Source organism: Nocardia sp. NPDC005746, assembly GCF_040630785.1.
Lineage (GTDB): Bacteria > Actinomycetota > Actinomycetes > Mycobacteriales > Mycobacteriaceae > Nocardia.
Genome location: NZ_JBEXYE010000001.1, coordinates 515,132 through 530,444, shown reverse-complemented (window position 1 = coordinate 530,444; position 15,313 = coordinate 515,132). Strand labels below are relative to the sequence as shown.

Here is a 15,313-nt window from a genome sequence, read left to right as displayed (position 1 = left end):
TCCGGCTCAGGCTGAATTCAATTGCGCCTCAATCGATTTCCCGGAAAGTGCGCGGAAATCACTGCGATGGAAGACCAGGGGCTCGGACTCCGGGCTGACGCCCACCCGATGCACCCGCAGCAGCACCACGGCGTGATCTCCCGCCGGAACCTGCTCGTACACCGAGGTTTCCAGCCAGGCCGTCGCCCCCGCCACGAACGCGGCGTTCCCGTTCCCGCCCCGCAGCTCCACACCCCGGAACCGGTCTCCACGCTTGGAGCTCAGACCTCGCGCCGCGCTCTCCTGGTCGCTGCTGAGCAGACTCAAGCCCAATCGGCTCGCCTGCTCCAGCCGCGGCCAGGTCTCCGACGAGTATTGAATGCACACCGACACCAGGGGCGGATCCAGCGATACCGGCACGAAAGTGCTGGCCACCAGCCCGTGCGGCGTTCCGCCGAGCCGGGCGCAGAGCGCCACCACAGCGCTGGGGAAGTACGCGAAGGTCTTCCGGAGATCGGTCCCGTCGACCGGAGTGAGCGCGGCTGCCGCGCCGTGAATCGAGGTCAGGTCACCCATCGATCCACTCCAGCATCGGCCGCAGCGCGGCGACAGGATTGGGCTCACCCCGATTACAACGACGAACCCCGCCCGGCGGGTGCCGGACGGGGTTCGGGATGCTGCTGTGCGACTTACTTCGGCGCGACCAGGTGCGGCTGGTTGATGGTGACGAAGTAGTTGTAGGCGGAGGCGATCGCGACCGGGGCGGTCACGAGCAGGTTGCCCGCGATGGTGCCCAGGAAGCCGACGGTGCTCGCGCCGATGAAGCAGCCGGCCAGCGGGCCGACACCGAACATCGTGGCCAGCGGGGCCGTCGCGGCGGCGAAGACGACCGCGCCCATGGCGCAACCGACGGCCGCGCCGCCGAGGCCACCGACCAGAGTGCCGACGGTGGCGCCCAGGGAGATGGTGTCCTTCATACGGTTCCAGGCGGCCTGCTCACGGTCGTAGTCCGACTTCCACGGAGCCTGGTCCTCGTAGGGCAGGTTGACGTCCTTGGCCTCGGCGACCGGCTTGTAGGTCGCGTGGTCCATGTCGTACTGCGGAGTGAGGGTCGCGGTGTGGTCGGAGATCTCCGCGGCGATCGGGAACTCGAAGTCGTCCACGCGGAAGTTCAGCGGCATACCGGCCACGACGGTGCCGTCCACGGCCTTGATCTTGAAGACACCGTTCTCGACGACCAGCGAGCCGGAATCGGTCCGGATGACGCTATTGGTCTCGGAAGTGGTTACGGTGTAATTGATCACCCCGTTGTCAGCGGCCGGAGCGGCGTTGACGGTACCGGCGGTGACGCCCATGGCAGCGGACACCAGGGCCGCGGTCGCGGCGAAAGTCTTGAAGCGCATTTCTCGGTTTCCTCATCAGGCAGTCCGCGTGGTTGGACCGCATGATCGAAACGGGTCGACGCGAACGAAATATGTCGCACGGGTGCTCATACGGTGAACACTCCCGAATTGCGAAACCCGCCCGGTCGAATGACCGAGCGGGCTGTCCCGATGAGGTGATCGCTGATGCCTGTTGCGCCCCTTGCTCTTTACTCGGACCGAGTATTACTTGGCCGGAGCCGGAGCGGTGATGTGCGGCTGGTTGATGGTGGTGAAGTACTGGATCGCGGCGGCGATGGCGACCGGCGCGGTGATCAGCAGCTGACCCGCGATGGTGCCCAGGAAGCCGACGGTGGCCGCACCCACGAGGCAACCGATGACCGGGCCGGCGCCGAACAGCGCGGCCAGCGGGGCCGAGGCCAGACCGGCGACACCGAAGCCGAGGACGCAGCCGACGGCCGCGGCGCCCAGACCACCGACCAGGGTCGCCACGGTGGCGCCCAGGGAGATGGTGTCCTTCATACGGTTCCAGGCGGCCTGCTCACGGTCGTAGTCCGACTTCCACGGAGCCTGGTCCTCGTAGGGCAGGGCGACATCCTTGGCGACCGGCGCGTAGGTGGCGTGGTCCATGTCGTACTGCGGGGTCAGGGTCGCGGTGTGGTCCGAGATCTCCGCGGCGATCGGGAACTCGAAGTCGTCCACGCGCACCTTCAGCGGCATGCCGGCGACGACATTGCCGTTGGCGGCCTTGATGACGAAGTTGCCGTTCTCGACGACCATGGAACCGGCATCCGTACGGATGACGGTGTTGGTCTCGGAGTTGGTGGCGGTGTAGTTGATCACGCCGTTGTTATCGGCGGCGGGCGCGGCGTTCACGGTGCCGGCGGTGACGCCCAGAGCGGCGATGACCAGCGCGGAAACCGCGGTGAAGTTCTTGAGACGCATGTGTTCGAAAATCCCTCGTGAGATGAGCGGTGTGCCCCGGGGAAACCAGATCAGGTGTATCCCCGGGGCCCAGTGATGGAAACCGGCCTTTACAAACGCCATGTGGCAGCTTGGTTCCGGCGCGGTGAACCTTTGCCCATCGGTTGCCGAAAAAACCTATTTGGGCGCGGTGAACGGCTGGTTGATAGTGGTGAAGTACTGCACCGCAGCGGCGATCGCGATCGGCGCGGTGACGAGCAATTGACCGCCGATGGTGCCCAGGAAGCCGACCGTGCTCGCACCGATCAAGCAACCGGCGAGCGGTCCGACGCCGAACAGCGTGGCCAGCGGGGCCGTCGCCGTCGCGAAGGCGACGCCGCCCAGGACGCAGCCGAGCGCCGCGCCGCCGAGGCCGCCGACCACGGTGCCGATGGTCGCGCCCGCGGAGATGGTGCTGGTCAAGCGGTTCCAGGCGGCCAGCTCACGGTCGTACTGGGTCTTCCACGGCGCCTGATCCTCGTAGGGCAGCGCGACCGGCTTGTACACCGCGTGCGCCAGGTCGGCCTGCGGCGTCAGGGTGGCGGTGCGGTCGCTGATCTGCGCCGCGATCGGGAACTCGAAATCGTCGATCCGGAACTTCAATTCGGTGCCGGCGACGGTGGTTCCATTCGCCGCCTTGACCTTCAGCGCACCGTCCTCGACGACCAGCGAGCCGGCGTCGGTGCTGACCACCGTGTTGCCCTGCTCGGTGACCTGGGATGTGTAGTTGATCGTGCCGTCATCGGTCTTGGCCGGACCGGCGTACGCGGTGCCGGCGGTGACCCCCGTCGCCGCGACCAGCAATGCCGCGATCCCGGCGAATTCCCTCATCTTCATTTTCTGTACTGCTTCCACTGCCGAGAACTGAACTGTCGGCGGCAAGCATCTGTGAACCCCCTGTGAAACTGGAGGTTAAAAACCAGCTTGATTCGATGCCGTGGAAGTGAGGGAGATTACTTCGCCTTGGCGGCGGCCTTGGCCTGCTTCTTGAATTCCCGCACCTGGGTGAGGGATTCGGCGTCGGTGACGTCGGCGACCGAGCGGCGGGAGCCGTCCTCGCCGTACGCGCCGGCCGCCTCGCGCCAGCCGGCGGCGGCCAGACCACGCTGTTTACCCAGCAGGGCGAGGAAGATCCGGGCCTTCTGGTCACCGAAGCCGGGCAGTTTCTTGAGCCGTTTCAGGACTTCCTTGCCGTCCGGATCGCCGTCGGTCCACAGGCCCGCGGTATTGCCGCCGTAGTTGTCCAGAATGTACTGGGCCAGCTCCTGGACCCGTCGTCCCATGGAGCGGCCGTAGCGGTGAATGGCCGGCGGGGTAGCGGCCAGCTCCTCGAATTCCGCGGGATCGGCGGCGGCGATCCGATGGATATCGAAGCCGCCCATGCGGTCGGCCAGTTTCCACGGCCCACGGAATGCGTGTTCCATCGGAAACTGCTGATCGAGCATCATCCCGACCAACAGGGCGAAATCATCGGTCGAAAGCAGCTCGTCGGCATCGGATTCCTGCGCAATACACAGCGTGCGGCTCACCATGCATCGATCATCCCATTCATCTTGCGTTGCGGTGACGTGGGTCACGACTAGGCTCGGCATATGCCCGACACCATGGCTGATTCTTCAGTGCGAACCGTGCCGCAACCTGGTGCGGACTCAGGACTGCGACCGGACCGTTTCGACCGTGACGGACAGGACCAGCTCGTCGACGTCCACGATCTACAGGCAGCGCTGCCGGGTATCCGGCGCCTGCGGGCCTGGGCCCACGAGGCCCTGGCCACCCGCCCCGGCGAGAGCGCCGTCGACATCGGCGCCGGCGCCGGGTCGGAGGTGCTGACCCTGGCCGAGCTGGTCGGGCCGACCGGCACCGCGCTCGGCGTCGAACCCGACCCGAACCTGCTGGCCGCCGCCGAACGCCGCGCCGCCCAGGTCGGCTCCACCGCCACCTTCGTCAGCGGCGACGCCTACGGCCTGCCCGTCGGCAGCGAGAGCTTCGACGTGGCCCTGTGCGAACGCGTCTTCCAGCACCTCACCGCACCTGCCCGCGCCGTCGGGGAGATCGCCCGCGTGCTGCGGCCCGGCGGCCGGGTCGTGGTGATGGACACCGACTGGGGCTCGGCCATCGTGCACCCGGGTGACCGGCACGTGGTGCACGAGGTGATCGAGACCATGATCGCGGGCACCACCAACCCGTTCGCGGGCCGCCGCCTGTCGGGGCAGCTGGCCGCGGCCGGACTGGTCGTCGACGAAATCGGCTCACACGCCCTGATCCAGGACCGCAGCGTCGGCGCGGGCGCACTGGTCGCCCGGGTCGCGGATCGCGCGGTGGCGCGGGGCTCGATCAGCGAGCCCCAGCGCGATCAGTTGCTCGCCGACCTGGAGGCCGGAGCCGCCAGCGGCGACATCCACCTGTCGGTGACCATCTTCGCGGTGCTGGCGCACAAGCCGAACTGAAACAACTCGGGCGCGCATCGATTCGATGCGCGCCCGAGCAGCGAAAGACGTTTCGCGACAACTGATTTCGGGAGGCGAGGGTAACTCGCCGGGGACGCCCGAAATGGTCAGCGGCACCCCGCCGCCGGCACGGGTCGCCAGTAGTTCACGGCACCCATGCCGCCCGCTAAAGGCGCGGAGAGGCGGGGGAGCTCATGAGTTTCTCGGAGGCGGCCAGCAGGACGCAGGTGGCCAGGCCGTCCATCGCCTTCTCCAGCTCACCGAGAGACGGGAAGCTGGGCGCGATGCGAATGTTCTTGTCCTCCGGGTCCTTTCCGTACGGGTAGGACGAACCGGCCGGGGTGAGCGCGATGCCCGCGTCCTTGGCCAGCGCCACCACCTTGCTGGCGGTGCCCTCCAGCACGTCGAGGCTGATGAAGTAGCCGCCCTTGGGCTCGGTCCAGGACGCCACCTTCGACGCGCCCAGCCGGTCCTCCAGAATCCGCAGCACCAGTTTGAATTTCGGCTCCAGGACGGCCCGGTGCTTCTGCATGTGCTCCCGCACGCCCTCGGCGTCGCCGAAGAAGCGCAGGTGCCGCAGCTGGTTCACCTTGTCCGGGCCGATGGTCTTCTTGCCCAGGTGCTTCAAGTACCACTCCACATTCGCGGTGGAGGAGCCGAAGAAACTCACGCCCGAACCCGCGAAGGTGATCTTCGAGGTGGAGGCCAGCACGAACGGGCGGTTCGGGTTGCCGGCCGCCGCGGCCATACCCAGCACGTCCAGCACCGGTTCGGCGGTGTCGGTGAGCGGGTGCACCGCGTAGGCGTTGTCCCAGAACAGGCGGAAGTCCGGAGCCGCGGTGGGCATCGAAACCAGTTCGCGGGTAACGGCTTCGGAGAACGTGACGCCGGTCGGGTTGGAGTAGTTCGGCACCGCCCACAGACCCTTGATGCTCGGGTCGGACGCGACCAGCTCCGCGATCAGGTGGGTGTCGGGGCCGTCGTTCTTCATCGGGATCGGGATCATCTCGAAGCCGAGCGACTCGGTGATCGCGAAGTGCCGGTCGTAACCCGGGACCGGGCACAGGAACTTGAGCACCGGCTCGTCCGCCCAGAGGCGCTCCGAATCCGCGGTGCCGTACAGCATGGCGAACACCAGCAGGTCGTGCATCATCTCCAGGCTGGCGTTGTTGCCGGCCAGCAGATTCGACACGGGGATGCCGAGCAGTTCGCCGAAGATCGCGCGCAGCTCCGGCAGGCCGTGCAGGCCACCGTAATTGCGGACGTCGGTGCCGTTGGCGTCACGGTAGTCGGCGGCGCCCGGCAGCTCGAGGAGTCCCTGCGAGAGGTCCAGCTGCTCGGGCGAGGGCTTACCCCTCGTAATGTCCAGCGTCAGCTTCTCGGTCTTGAGCTTCGCGTAGTTCGCGGTCTGCGTCTCGTGTTCCGTCACGAGTTCCGCATGGCTCATCAAACCGAATTGCATCTGCCGAGGCATCTGAGCGCCCTTCCAATGGCGTGGGATGTATGTCCAGGGTTGCGCGCACCGCGAACCCAACCGCCCAGGTTACTAGGCGGCGTATCCGATTCGGCAGGGATATCTGTACTTCCGTCACCCGCACGACCGGGCCGGAAAAAGAAAGGGGACCCAGCGCACCCGGCAGAGCCCGTTGACCCTTGCTGCCTTCCGGCCCTGGGGGAGTTCACAGGATGCGCGCCGCGCTGGATCCGTCGGCCAGTGTAGCGGCTCACCGAGCCCGGTGCCTCCCGGGGTCGATACGATGCCTGCGATATGCGGGGTCGCCCGCGATTTTCCGGAGGGGTAGAGACGAATATGACGAGTTCCGATCCAGGAGCCGGTGCGCCGCACGACCCGCAGAAAGCCCAGGAGACCGCGCAATGGTGGGCCACCGCGCCCGCCGCCGGGGAGGGCCGGCCGGTTCAGGGTGCGGACCCGACGATGCTCAATTACGCCGCCGGCGGCATGCCCCCGTACACGCCACCCGCCCAGCCCCTTCCGACCGGGCAGTCCGCGCCCGGCTACCCGCAGCAGCCGATGCCCGGCTACCAGCAGCCCATGACCGACGCCTACGGCCAGCCCCTGTCCGGCGGCTTCCCGCAGCAGCAGTTCGCCCAGCCCCCGGTCCCGCCGCCGGGTCAGGGCTACGGCTATCCGGCACAGCCGCCGCGTTCGGGCGGCAACAAGACCGGTTGGATCATCGGCGGGGTGATCGGCCTGGTGGTGATCGTCGGCGCGGTGATCGGCGTGGTCGCGCTCAGCGGCAGCGACAGCCCGTCGCCGCTGGGCGGGGACAAGAAGAAGGCCGCCGGGAAGTACTCCATGGAGGGCATCACCAACGGCTGCACCGTGATCGACACCTCGGTGCTCAACAAGTGGGCCGCCAACTCCAAGGGCACCCCCGAGCACTCCGAGACCAAGCCCACCGACTACTCGGGCGGCCGCTTCGACTGCCGGGCCGGCAACGAGGAAACCTCCAAGACCGACAAGTACGCGATCGCCAATACCGCCGACCTCACCCTCAACGTCTCGCTGCTGAGCGGCTCGTCGAGCGCCTACAACCGCCCCGAATACGACATCTGGAAGACCAGCGACACCGGCACCACCGGCAGCGGCCGCACCGCCGGTGACGTGAACGGCATCGGCGAGGCCGGCTACTGGGCGGCCAAGGTCGACGACTACTCCTCCTTCACCACCACCGACTACACGGTCGCGGTCAAGGACGACAACGCTTCGGTGAAGGTCAACATCCGCCTGCGCATGGGCAAGGGCCAGAGCGTCAGCAAGGACGAGATCGCCCAGGTGTGCAAGGAGCAGGCCCAGAAGGCGCTCAGCAATCTGAAGAAGAAGTAGCCGCCGACCACTGCATTTGCTTCCACCAGGGGTGTACCCGGTATATTGCTCGACGGAGGATTCGCCTAGTGGCCTATGGCGCTCGCCTGGAACGCGGGTTGGGTTAACAGCCCTCAGGGGTTCAAATCCCCTATCCTCCGCTTCGAAGGCCCCGGCCGGACTCAGTCCGGTCGGGGCCTTCCGCATATCCGAAGCCGACCCGGCGCGGTGCAATGCGCGGGCTACCTCGTCGAGAGCGGATTCCAGCAGGCTCAGGCAGTGGTTTGGGTCCGGGAGCGCGGCGGGGTCGGCGAGGCCGGGCGGTCGGTACTGAAGACGACGGCATGACCCGAGACTCGCTCGGGGAGCCGGTCGATCAGCGTGTTAGTTACGTCACAGCTCTGACGCTGCCCGCCGATGCGATCTCCCCGTACTCGGTTGAGAAGTGGATCAACTCGGGTGGTCGGTTCGAGCGCCGCAGGCCCATGTCGGTCACGGTCGATGTCTCGTCCGGCGAGACCGGCCGATCGCCGATGCCGAGGCGTTCGACGCCGCGTGGGTCATGGTGTCGCAATCGTCTGAGAGAGTTCGCTTTTGGATGGCATGCTCGACCGCTTGCGACCGCGCTCCCGTCAGAACCCAACGAGCAGAAGGACATTACGGATAATCATTACGAAACACCCATAGGCTGATGATTACAGCACTTCCGACCATTGCCGAAAGTCTTGACCTGTTGCAGTAGAGGGGATTTCAGGCAATAGTTCACCGATTTCAATCGCCGCAGATTAGAACTCGGGACCCCAAAGCATCTGAAAACAAGACGATGCGCAATAGACGACCGACCGCGCGGTACCCTCGCCGCCATGGTGACGATGACTACCGCAGGATCTACGAATGGCGAAGTGCGAGTATCCCCGTCACGCGGGACGGGAGGCACGCTCCGTCGACTGAGTTCGTTCAGACCCCGGCTGGCCCATGCTTCGCTGTTGGTGACTTCGGTGGTGGCAGTCAAGTCATTTCAGATGTCTTTTGCCGCGTTGCACCAACTCTCGGTGCGTAATCTGGTTCCGCCCGATCTCGCCTCGAATGTGCCGATCGCCATCGATGGCTTGGTGATCGCCTCGATCATCGCCACCGCCGCATTCCGGCAATGGAGCGTCGGCTGGTGGTACTCGACCGCCTTGTTCGCTCTGTCGACTCTCGTCTCGATCGCCGGGAATATCCAGTACGCCCACGAGATCGGCGGCAGCGTCGTGCCGATGTGCCTTTACGCCGGCATGCCACTGACCATGCTGTTCGCCGTGCATCTCACGTTGATGCTCTGGGAACGCGGCAAGCAGGTCGCAGCGGAAAACGCGGCCGAGCTGGAGGCCTCCGACCTCGCGGACGAGATCGAGGTGTCCGAGCTAGAGGATGTAGTCGCCGCGGTCGAGCACGACGACCCGGAGCCCGCACCCGAGCTCTGCGATGCGGCGCTCGACTGGCAGGAGACGGGGCGCGCCAAGGACCCATATCCCGCGGCTCAGCCGAGGCTCTACCCACTGGAATCCGCGGCACCCGGATATTCCCTGGGCCAGACCGCCGGCATCAGCACCCAGCACAGGCCCGTCCCGCTGGACGCCGACGAACGGCGCCAGTTCTACATGACCGCTGCGCAAATGTAGTGCACCACCGACCCTTCTGGAGCGAAGTATGGCGATGAACATGTGGCAGGACCAGGGAGTAGATCAGTTCCGGGAGATCGCGATCCGGCTGGCTTCGATCATCCAGAACAGTCTGGATCGATCGGGTGCGATGACTCAGTTCACCGAAGCATTCGGTAACGTCGAATCATTCACCGATCTGATGATCGAATACTCCGGTCGGTGGTTCAGCGAGACGGGCGGGCGCTCGACTTTGATGGGACCCGAAATGTTCTGGATGTTGTCGGAACCCGCACCGCGCCGCAACCCGGCGGTCGGTATGCGAATCCAGGACGTCGGTGGCGAATCCGACAGCCACTCCGGCCATCGCGCGCGAAAACTATTGTTGATCTGTGTTTTCGAAGCACTCACCCACACCCAGTGGGGTGCACCCGATAGCCTGTCCGAGCATCCGCTGATCAACGGAATGGTTTAACTCTCCACCGAACTCCACCTCGAAGGCCCCCGCCGGACTCGATCCGCCGGGGGCTTTCGCATTCGCGGTTCAGCGCAATGCGCGCGCAACCTCGTCCAGAGCGGATTCCAGCAGCTCCGAGTAGCGGTCCGGATCCGGAATCACGGTGGGGTCGGCGTGCACGGAGACGGTGACGGTGTCACCGAGACCGGTCACACCGTGGGTGAGGTGCATGACCGCGCCCAGGGCCGGGAACCCTGCGGTGAAACGCACCGCACCGCCGCCGAACTCGAGATCCGCGGGACCGCGGTCGACGCTGGAAACCACGGTGTGACCCGAAACTCGTTCGGGGAGTATGTCGATCGGCGCGTTGGCTACATCGCGGTGGAGGATCGGGGCCGGCAGGACGGCGGTCACCGCGTCCGGCGCGTGCTGGAGGGGGTGGGCGGCGCGGGTGCGGCGGGCGGTCAGGTCGGCGGCGATACGGTCGGCGCGGGCACGCGGCCGTGGTTCGGCGAGGGACAGATCGACCGAGAGGTCGCGGTAGGCATTGCGGGCGGGACGGTCCGGGCCGTCGGTTCCGAGCGCGGCGACCGCCATGGGCACCTGGGCGCGGAGTTCGGCGACGGCCGCGTCGTGGTCGCGGAGATAGCGTTCGAGGGCGAAGGAGATGGCGGTGAGGGCGACCACCGTGACCGAATGGTCCTGGGCGCGCAGGCGGGTCTTGTCGCACACCAGCATTCGCACGATATGCGCTTGCGGGGGTGCGCCGGCGCCGTTCAGGAGGGTCGGCTCGACATCGGGGGCCGGGGGCGGGAGTTCACCGGCGGCGGTGAGATCCGCCAGGCCGCGCTGGGCGCGGACGGCGGCCAGGCCGCGAATCATGGTGCGCGCCATGTCGATCGGGATAGTGGGCAGAGCGAGAGCCGAGGCGAACGCGCCGGTCGCCGTGTCGCGCACGCGGCGGGGCAGCGAACGGAGGAGGAACGCGGCCGAAGGACGCGGCACGGGTGCCGCCGGAACGTCGCCCGTACCGAAGAGCGCGCGAGCGATGGCGGCCGCGCGACGCCCGTCGGCCAGGGCGTGGGACAGCTGAAGCACCGCTACGAGGGCGGACTCCCCGGCAGCGAATCCAGGCACGTCCCGAACGTTTCGGAAGACGTGCAGTCGCCAGGGGCGTTCATTCGCCCGCACGCCGGTGCCGAGCAGGGTGCCGAGTTCGTCGGTGAGCGTCGCCCAGGTGGCATCGCCGAGGTCGTGGTCGACGAACTGATCGGCGGTGAATTCACAAGTCGCCCACATCGGATACGCGATATTCGCGGGAGCGTCCAGCACGTGGACCAGCAAATCCGGGATGTGGACCACCCGGTTCGCGACGGCCGTCCGCAGCCGCTCGGCGTCGCACCCCGTGTCGGCGAAGCAGTAGAGCAGAAACAGATCGTTGCGGGTGCGCGCGGACAGCCAGTACATGGTGGCGTCCCGGGCGGCCAGGGAATTCACCCGACGACCATAACGAAAACCCGATGCGCTGCGGAGACGGCAGTGCTACCGTTTGTAGTAGAAGCACTGGCACTGTCCCGGGGGCGGGGTGACCGCTATGGCAACCACCAACAAGATCGCCGGTCGACTTGGGAAACAAGCCGATGAGATGGATCAGCGGTACCAGGGTGCCGCATTCCTGAAACGATCGATCAACAAGGTATTTCCGACTCACTGGTCGTTCCTGCTCGGTGAAATCGCGCTGTACAGCTTCATCATTCTGCTGCTCTCCGGCGTCTATTTGACCTTGTATTTCGACCCCTCCATGGGCGACGTCACCTACAACGGCTCCTATCAGCCGCTACGCGGGGTCACCATGTCGCGGGCCTACGAGACCGCGCTCAACCTCTCGTTCGACGTACGCGGCGGATTGTTCATCCGGCAGGTGCACCACTGGGCCGCGCTGCTGTTCACCGCGTCGATGATCGTTCACATGTGCCGGATCTTCTTCACCGGCGCCTTCCGCAAACCCCGCGAGGCCAACTGGGTGATCGGTGCGCTGCTGTTGATCATGGCCATGTTCGAGGGCTTCTTCGGCTACTCGCTGCCCGACGACCTGCTCTCCGGCACCGGCCTGCGCGCCGCCTTCGCCGGGATCACCCTGGGCAGTCCGGTCATCGGCACCTGGCTGCACTGGCTCATGTTCGGCGGAGACTTCCCCGGCACCATCATCATTCCGCGCCTCTACATCGCGCACGTGCTGCTGCTGCCCGGAATCATGCTGGCGCTCATCGTTGTTCACATCGCGCTGGTCTGGTATCAGAAGCACACCCAGTACCCGGGGCCCGGACGCAGCGAGAAGAACGTCATCGGCACCCGCATCGTCCCGGTCTTCTCACTGGACCAGGGCGCGTTCTTCGCCTTCACCCTGGGCGCGCTCGCGCTCATGGGCGGACTGCTGCAGATCAATCCGATCTGGAATCTCGGGCCGTACAACCCTTCCCAGGTCTCGGCCGGCACCCAACCCGACTTCTACATGATGTGGACCGACGGGTTCCTGCGCCTGTTCCCGGCCTGGGAGGCGTACCCGTTCGGGCACACCATCCCCGGCGCGTTCTCGGTGGCGCTGTTCATGCCGCTGATCTTCACGCTGATCATCGCCTACCCGTGGATCGAGAAGCGGCTCACCGGCGATCGGGCCCGGCACAACCTGTTGCAGCGCCCGCGCGACGTCCCGGTGCGCACCGCCATCGGGGCCATGTCGCTGAGCTTCTACCTGATCCTCACCCTGGCCTGCGTCAACGACATCATCGCCTTCAAGTTCGACATCTCGCTCAACGCCACCACCTGGGCCTTCCGCATCGGCCTGCTGACCGTCCCGGCGCTGGCCTACGCCGCGGCCTACCGGCTGTGCATCGGACTGCAACGCGCCGACCGCAGCGTGCTCGAGCACGGCATCGAAACCGGCGTGGTGCGGCGACTTCCGCACGGCGAGTACATCGAGGTGCACCAGCCGCTCGGCCCCGTCGACGAGCACGGCCATCCGATCCCCCTGGAATATCAGGGCGCCCGCGTCCCCCGGAAGTTGAACCAACTCGGCCTCGCCGGCAGCCCGGGCACCGGTGCGTTCTTCTGGGCCGATCCCCCGGAGGAACGCGAACTCAACGCCGCCAACGAGCACGCGGCCGAGCGCGCCCAGCTGGCCGTATTGCGCGACGCACAGGAGAGCACCCGCTGAGACTCCGGGCTCAAAAGTTCGCGGCCGTCCCGATTCTGGACTGACGGAGCGGGGGAGCGAAGCGGAGGAGCGGAGGAGGGAAGAATCGGGACCAGGGGCCGCGAACCCGCCCGGAGCGAAGCGTAGGGCCAATGATGAAGCCCCCGAGTCTCCGGGACTCGGGGGCTTCTCGTTTTTCCCGGCGGGGCCGCGGCAGGCCGCATAGGGGCTGCGATCAGGCCCGCTTGAACTCTCCGTCGGAGACGCCCGCTACGAAGGCATCCCACTCGCCCGGGGTGAAAGCCAGGATCGGCCCGGCGCCGTGGTCCTTGGTGTCGCGGACCGCGACATTGCCGTCGCGGAGAAACGCGACCTCCACGCAGTTGCCGTTGGGGCCGCTGTGTTTGCTCTTGCGCCAAACGGCGCCGGTGAAATCCACCTTCACGGTACTAGCTCCTTTTCTGCGTCAAGCTTGGAATCCTGCTGGCATCGAACCTGGCGACCGCGGGATCGCTCGAAAACACGAATCTCCGGGGCTCGCCGCGGGTCGCACGCAAACGCTCCGTACCACCTATCTCTGCACTTCGCGATGGGAATGCGCCCCCGATGGCCGTTCCCGCGCTAAACCCTAGCAGGGTTCGTCATTAGGAGATCGCATTCTTTCGTTTTCAATCAGCAAATTTGTGGCAAGGTTAGCCAGCAAATTATTTGCAAGAAATTAGCCCCGGTTTGAGGCTATTGAATTTCAAACATGAGAATTCCTTCGCTCACGCCTCGGGTACCCCGGGTGGACCGAGATACGCGGGGCATGGGGAATCATGGGGAGCATGCCCCAGCAGTCACCGGAGGACGCCGGACGGGACCGTGACGACGACGGCCGTGCCCAGAATGCCCGTCCTCGTGACCGTTTTGGGCGACCCCTCCCTTTCGGCAGCCCCGGCATCCCTCGCATTCCCGATGACCTGGACCTGCCGCCGGCCGAAACCCTCGACTATGCCCAACGTCTGCTGGACGAGGGCCTGGCTTTCAACGCGCACGAGGTACTGGAGGCCGCCTGGAAGAACGGTCCGTTCGCGGAGAAGTCGCTATGGCAGGGCCTCGCGCAATTTGCCGTTGGACTCACCCACATTCAGCGGGGAAACCCCAAGGGAGCGCGCACTCTGCTGGAACGGGCGTCCGAACGCCTCTCCGCCTACGGATCCGCGCCCTACGGCATCGACTCGCCCGGCCTGGTGGACCGTGCGCACACCTTGCTCATGGCCATTGAGCAGGGAAAACCCATCTCCGACACGGATCTTCGAGCTCGGCTCACACTCCCGCGCTGAATTCGCGATCCCGTAGTCCCGCCGCACTCGAGGTGCGCACCGGCACGAAGGCGAAGGGTCGGCCGCGCTGCGAAGGATGCGAACTACCATCGACAGACATGCCGACCGACCCCGCCCCAGCAACGGCCGCCCACCCCGGACGGCGGCCCGGGGCCGGTCGCTTCGCACCGAGCCCGTCCGGCGATCTGCATCTGGGCAACCTCCGCACCGCACTGCTGGCCTGGCTCTTCGCCCGCTCCACCGGACGCGAATTCCTCATGCGGGTGGAGGATCTGGACCGCGTCAAAAAGGGTGCGGCCGAACGCCAACTCGAGGACCTGGCCGCCATCGGCCTGGACTGGGACCCGCCCGTGGTGTGGCAGTCGCAGCGCCTCGCCCGCTATGACACTGCTGTCGCACGCCTCACCGAGGCGGACCTGACCTACGAGTGTTTCTGCACGCGTAAGGAAATACAGCAGGCGGTGACCGCGCCGCACGGCCCGATGGGCGCGTACCCCGGCACCTGCCGCGACCTCACCGAGCGGGAGAAGCAGCGTCGGCGTGACGAGGGCCGCCCCGCCGCGCTGCGCCTGCGCGCCGACCGCACCGAATTCACCGTCACCGACCTCCTGCTCGGCGAATACCGCGGCGCCGTGGACGATCTGGTGCTGCGGCGCGGCGACGGCACCCCCGCCTACAACCTCGCCGTCGTGGTGGACGACGCCGAGCAGGGCATCGACCAGGTGGTGCGCGGCGACGACCTGCTGCCCTCCACGCCGCGGCAGGCGTATCTGGCCATGTTGCTAGGCCTGCCCGTCCCCGTATTCGCCCACGTCCCGTTGGTACTCAACACCTCCGGGCAACGGCTCGCCAAGCGCGACGGGGCGGTCACCCTGCGCGATCGGACAGCCCTCGGCGAATCCCCGCGATACGTGCTGAGCGCGCTCGCGGCGTCGCTCGGCTACGACGGCGCAATCACGCCGGCCGATGTCCTGGAACGATTCCGGCCGGAAAACCTCCCAAAAGAACCCTGGAGACTCGACCCCGACGGGTTGTTGCAACCCAGCTGGTGTCCGTAACGTACGCACTCGACCAGATCCCGAACGAAATCGACGAGG

At 66.5% G+C, this 15,313-nt stretch carries 15 protein-coding genes, 1 tRNA gene and 1 other RNA gene; 8 read left to right on the top strand and 9 right to left on the bottom strand.

The genetic code is table 11. The annotated features are described in order from the left end of the window. Positions 1 to 6 precede the first annotated feature (6 nt). From ABZ412_RS02415 to ABZ412_RS02395, 5 genes are all read right to left on the bottom strand, one after another. On the bottom strand, positions 7 to 555 hold the full coding sequence (locus ABZ412_RS02415) for a flavin reductase family protein (RefSeq protein WP_357275315.1): 549 nt from the start codon (positions 553 to 555) through the stop codon (positions 7 to 9). Between the two features lie 113 nt (positions 556 to 668). Beyond that, on the bottom strand, positions 669 to 1,382 hold the full coding sequence (locus ABZ412_RS02410) for a hypothetical protein (RefSeq protein ID WP_357275313.1): 714 nt from the start codon (positions 1,380 to 1,382) through the stop codon (positions 669 to 671). A 204-nt stretch (positions 1,383 to 1,586) separates the two neighbouring features. Beyond that, positions 1,587 to 2,306 carry a hypothetical protein gene (locus ABZ412_RS02405; protein WP_357275311.1) on the bottom strand — a complete coding sequence of 240 codons (720 nt, stop codon included), beginning with the start codon at positions 2,304 to 2,306 and terminating at the stop codon, positions 1,587 to 1,589. A gap of 156 nt (positions 2,307 to 2,462) precedes the next feature. Continuing rightward, entirely contained in the window at positions 2,463 to 3,161 is a 699-nt protein-coding gene (locus ABZ412_RS02400; RefSeq protein ID WP_357275309.1) for a hypothetical protein, read from the bottom strand. A 116-nt stretch (positions 3,162 to 3,277) separates the two neighbouring features. Then, positions 3,278 to 3,853: an HhH-GPD-type base excision DNA repair protein gene (locus ABZ412_RS02395; RefSeq protein WP_357088749.1), complete on the bottom strand. Its 576-nt coding sequence runs from the start codon at positions 3,851 to 3,853 to the stop codon at positions 3,278 to 3,280. Positions 3,854 to 3,928: 75 nt separating this feature from the next. Between ABZ412_RS02395 and ABZ412_RS02390 the strand changes: the two genes are divergently transcribed. Continuing rightward, positions 3,929 to 4,771 (top strand): methyltransferase domain-containing protein, encoded by an 843-nt coding sequence (locus tag ABZ412_RS02390; protein ID WP_357275307.1) that lies wholly within the window; start codon positions 3,929 to 3,931, stop codon positions 4,769 to 4,771. Between the two features lie 166 nt (positions 4,772 to 4,937). Here the strand turns inward: ABZ412_RS02390 and ABZ412_RS02385 are convergent, their stop codons facing one another. Both ABZ412_RS02385 and ffs read right to left on the bottom strand, forming a co-directional pair. Next, entirely contained in the window at positions 4,938 to 6,245 is a 1,308-nt protein-coding gene (locus ABZ412_RS02385) for an aminotransferase class I/II-fold pyridoxal phosphate-dependent enzyme (protein WP_357275305.1), read from the bottom strand. Between the two features lie 140 nt (positions 6,246 to 6,385). Further along, an RNA gene (gene ffs, locus ABZ412_RS02380) (signal recognition particle sRNA small type) lies at positions 6,386 to 6,480 on the bottom strand. A 101-nt stretch (positions 6,481 to 6,581) separates the two neighbouring features. On the opposite strand from ffs, the gene ABZ412_RS02375 reads away from it, so the two are divergent. From ABZ412_RS02375 to ABZ412_RS02360, 4 genes are all read left to right on the top strand, one after another. Next, positions 6,582 to 7,619 carry a hypothetical protein gene (locus ABZ412_RS02375; protein ID WP_357275303.1) on the top strand — a complete coding sequence of 346 codons (1,038 nt, stop codon included), beginning with the start codon at positions 6,582 to 6,584 and terminating at the stop codon, positions 7,617 to 7,619. Positions 7,620 to 7,673: 54 nt separating this feature from the next. Beyond that, positions 7,674 to 7,759 (top strand) — tRNA-Ser (locus tag ABZ412_RS02370). A gap of 702 nt (positions 7,760 to 8,461) precedes the next feature. Next, on the top strand, positions 8,462 to 9,262 hold the full coding sequence (locus ABZ412_RS02365; RefSeq protein WP_357275300.1) for a DUF2637 domain-containing protein: 801 nt from the start codon (positions 8,462 to 8,464) through the stop codon (positions 9,260 to 9,262). A 28-nt stretch (positions 9,263 to 9,290) separates the two neighbouring features. Next, on the top strand, positions 9,291 to 9,716 hold the full coding sequence (locus ABZ412_RS02360) for a hypothetical protein (protein ID WP_357275297.1): 426 nt from the start codon (positions 9,291 to 9,293) through the stop codon (positions 9,714 to 9,716). Between the two features lie 69 nt (positions 9,717 to 9,785). Here the strand turns inward: ABZ412_RS02360 and ABZ412_RS02355 are convergent, their stop codons facing one another. Continuing rightward, the gene (locus tag ABZ412_RS02355) at positions 9,786 to 11,195 is read right to left on the bottom strand and encodes a WS/DGAT domain-containing protein (protein WP_357275295.1); all 1,410 of its coding nucleotides are present in this window, start codon (positions 11,193 to 11,195) and stop codon (positions 9,786 to 9,788) included. A 97-nt stretch (positions 11,196 to 11,292) separates the two neighbouring features. On the opposite strand from ABZ412_RS02355, the gene ABZ412_RS02350 reads away from it, so the two are divergent. Then, positions 11,293 to 12,912, top strand: coding sequence for a cytochrome bc complex cytochrome b subunit (locus ABZ412_RS02350; protein ID WP_357275292.1), 1,620 nt, complete (start codon positions 11,293 to 11,295; stop codon positions 12,910 to 12,912). Positions 12,913 to 13,126: 214 nt separating this feature from the next. Here ABZ412_RS02350 and ABZ412_RS02345 read toward each other — a convergent pair whose 3' ends face one another. After that, positions 13,127 to 13,336 carry a DUF397 domain-containing protein gene (locus tag ABZ412_RS02345; RefSeq protein ID WP_357275290.1) on the bottom strand — a complete coding sequence of 70 codons (210 nt, stop codon included), beginning with the start codon at positions 13,334 to 13,336 and terminating at the stop codon, positions 13,127 to 13,129. A gap of 382 nt (positions 13,337 to 13,718) precedes the next feature. Here ABZ412_RS02345 and ABZ412_RS02340 point away from each other — a divergent pair, with 382 nt between their 5' ends. Then, positions 13,719 to 14,216: a DUF309 domain-containing protein gene (locus tag ABZ412_RS02340; RefSeq protein ID WP_357275288.1), complete on the top strand. Its 498-nt coding sequence runs from the start codon at positions 13,719 to 13,721 to the stop codon at positions 14,214 to 14,216. A gap of 98 nt (positions 14,217 to 14,314) precedes the next feature. After that, complete coding sequence (gene gluQRS / locus ABZ412_RS02335; protein WP_357275286.1) at positions 14,315 to 15,274, top strand: tRNA glutamyl-Q(34) synthetase GluQRS; 960 nt, start codon at positions 14,315 to 14,317, stop codon at positions 15,272 to 15,274. Positions 15,275 to 15,313: the final 39 nt, after the last annotated feature.

What these genes read in the sequence shown, in the direction of transcription:
- ABZ412_RS02415 (WP_357275315.1), bottom strand. Translation starts at nt 555, where the DNA reads ATGGGTGACCTGACCTCGATTCACGGCGCGGCAGCCGCGCTCACTCCG.
- ABZ412_RS02410 (WP_357275313.1), bottom strand. Translation starts at nt 1,382, where the DNA reads ATGCGCTTCAAGACTTTCGCCGCGACCGCGGCCCTGGTGTCCGCTGCC.
- ABZ412_RS02405 (WP_357275311.1), bottom strand. Translation starts at nt 2,306, where the DNA reads ATGCGTCTCAAGAACTTCACCGCGGTTTCCGCGCTGGTCATCGCCGCT.
- ABZ412_RS02400 (WP_357275309.1), bottom strand. Translation starts at nt 3,161, where the DNA reads ATGAAGATGAGGGAATTCGCCGGGATCGCGGCATTGCTGGTCGCGGCG.
- ABZ412_RS02390 (WP_357275307.1), top strand. Translation starts at nt 3,929, where the DNA reads ATGGCTGATTCTTCAGTGCGAACCGTGCCGCAACCTGGTGCGGACTCA.
- ABZ412_RS02385 (WP_357275305.1), bottom strand. Translation starts at nt 6,245, where the DNA reads ATGCCTCGGCAGATGCAATTCGGTTTGATGAGCCATGCGGAACTCGTG.
- ABZ412_RS02375 (WP_357275303.1), top strand. Translation starts at nt 6,582, where the DNA reads ATGACGAGTTCCGATCCAGGAGCCGGTGCGCCGCACGACCCGCAGAAA.
- ABZ412_RS02365 (WP_357275300.1), top strand. Translation starts at nt 8,462, where the DNA reads ATGGTGACGATGACTACCGCAGGATCTACGAATGGCGAAGTGCGAGTA.
- ABZ412_RS02360 (WP_357275297.1), top strand. Translation starts at nt 9,291, where the DNA reads ATGGCGATGAACATGTGGCAGGACCAGGGAGTAGATCAGTTCCGGGAG.
- ABZ412_RS02350 (WP_357275292.1), top strand. Translation starts at nt 11,293, where the DNA reads ATGGCAACCACCAACAAGATCGCCGGTCGACTTGGGAAACAAGCCGAT.
- ABZ412_RS02340 (WP_357275288.1), top strand. Translation starts at nt 13,719, where the DNA reads ATGCCCCAGCAGTCACCGGAGGACGCCGGACGGGACCGTGACGACGAC.
- gluQRS (WP_357275286.1), top strand. Translation starts at nt 14,315, where the DNA reads ATGCCGACCGACCCCGCCCCAGCAACGGCCGCCCACCCCGGACGGCGG.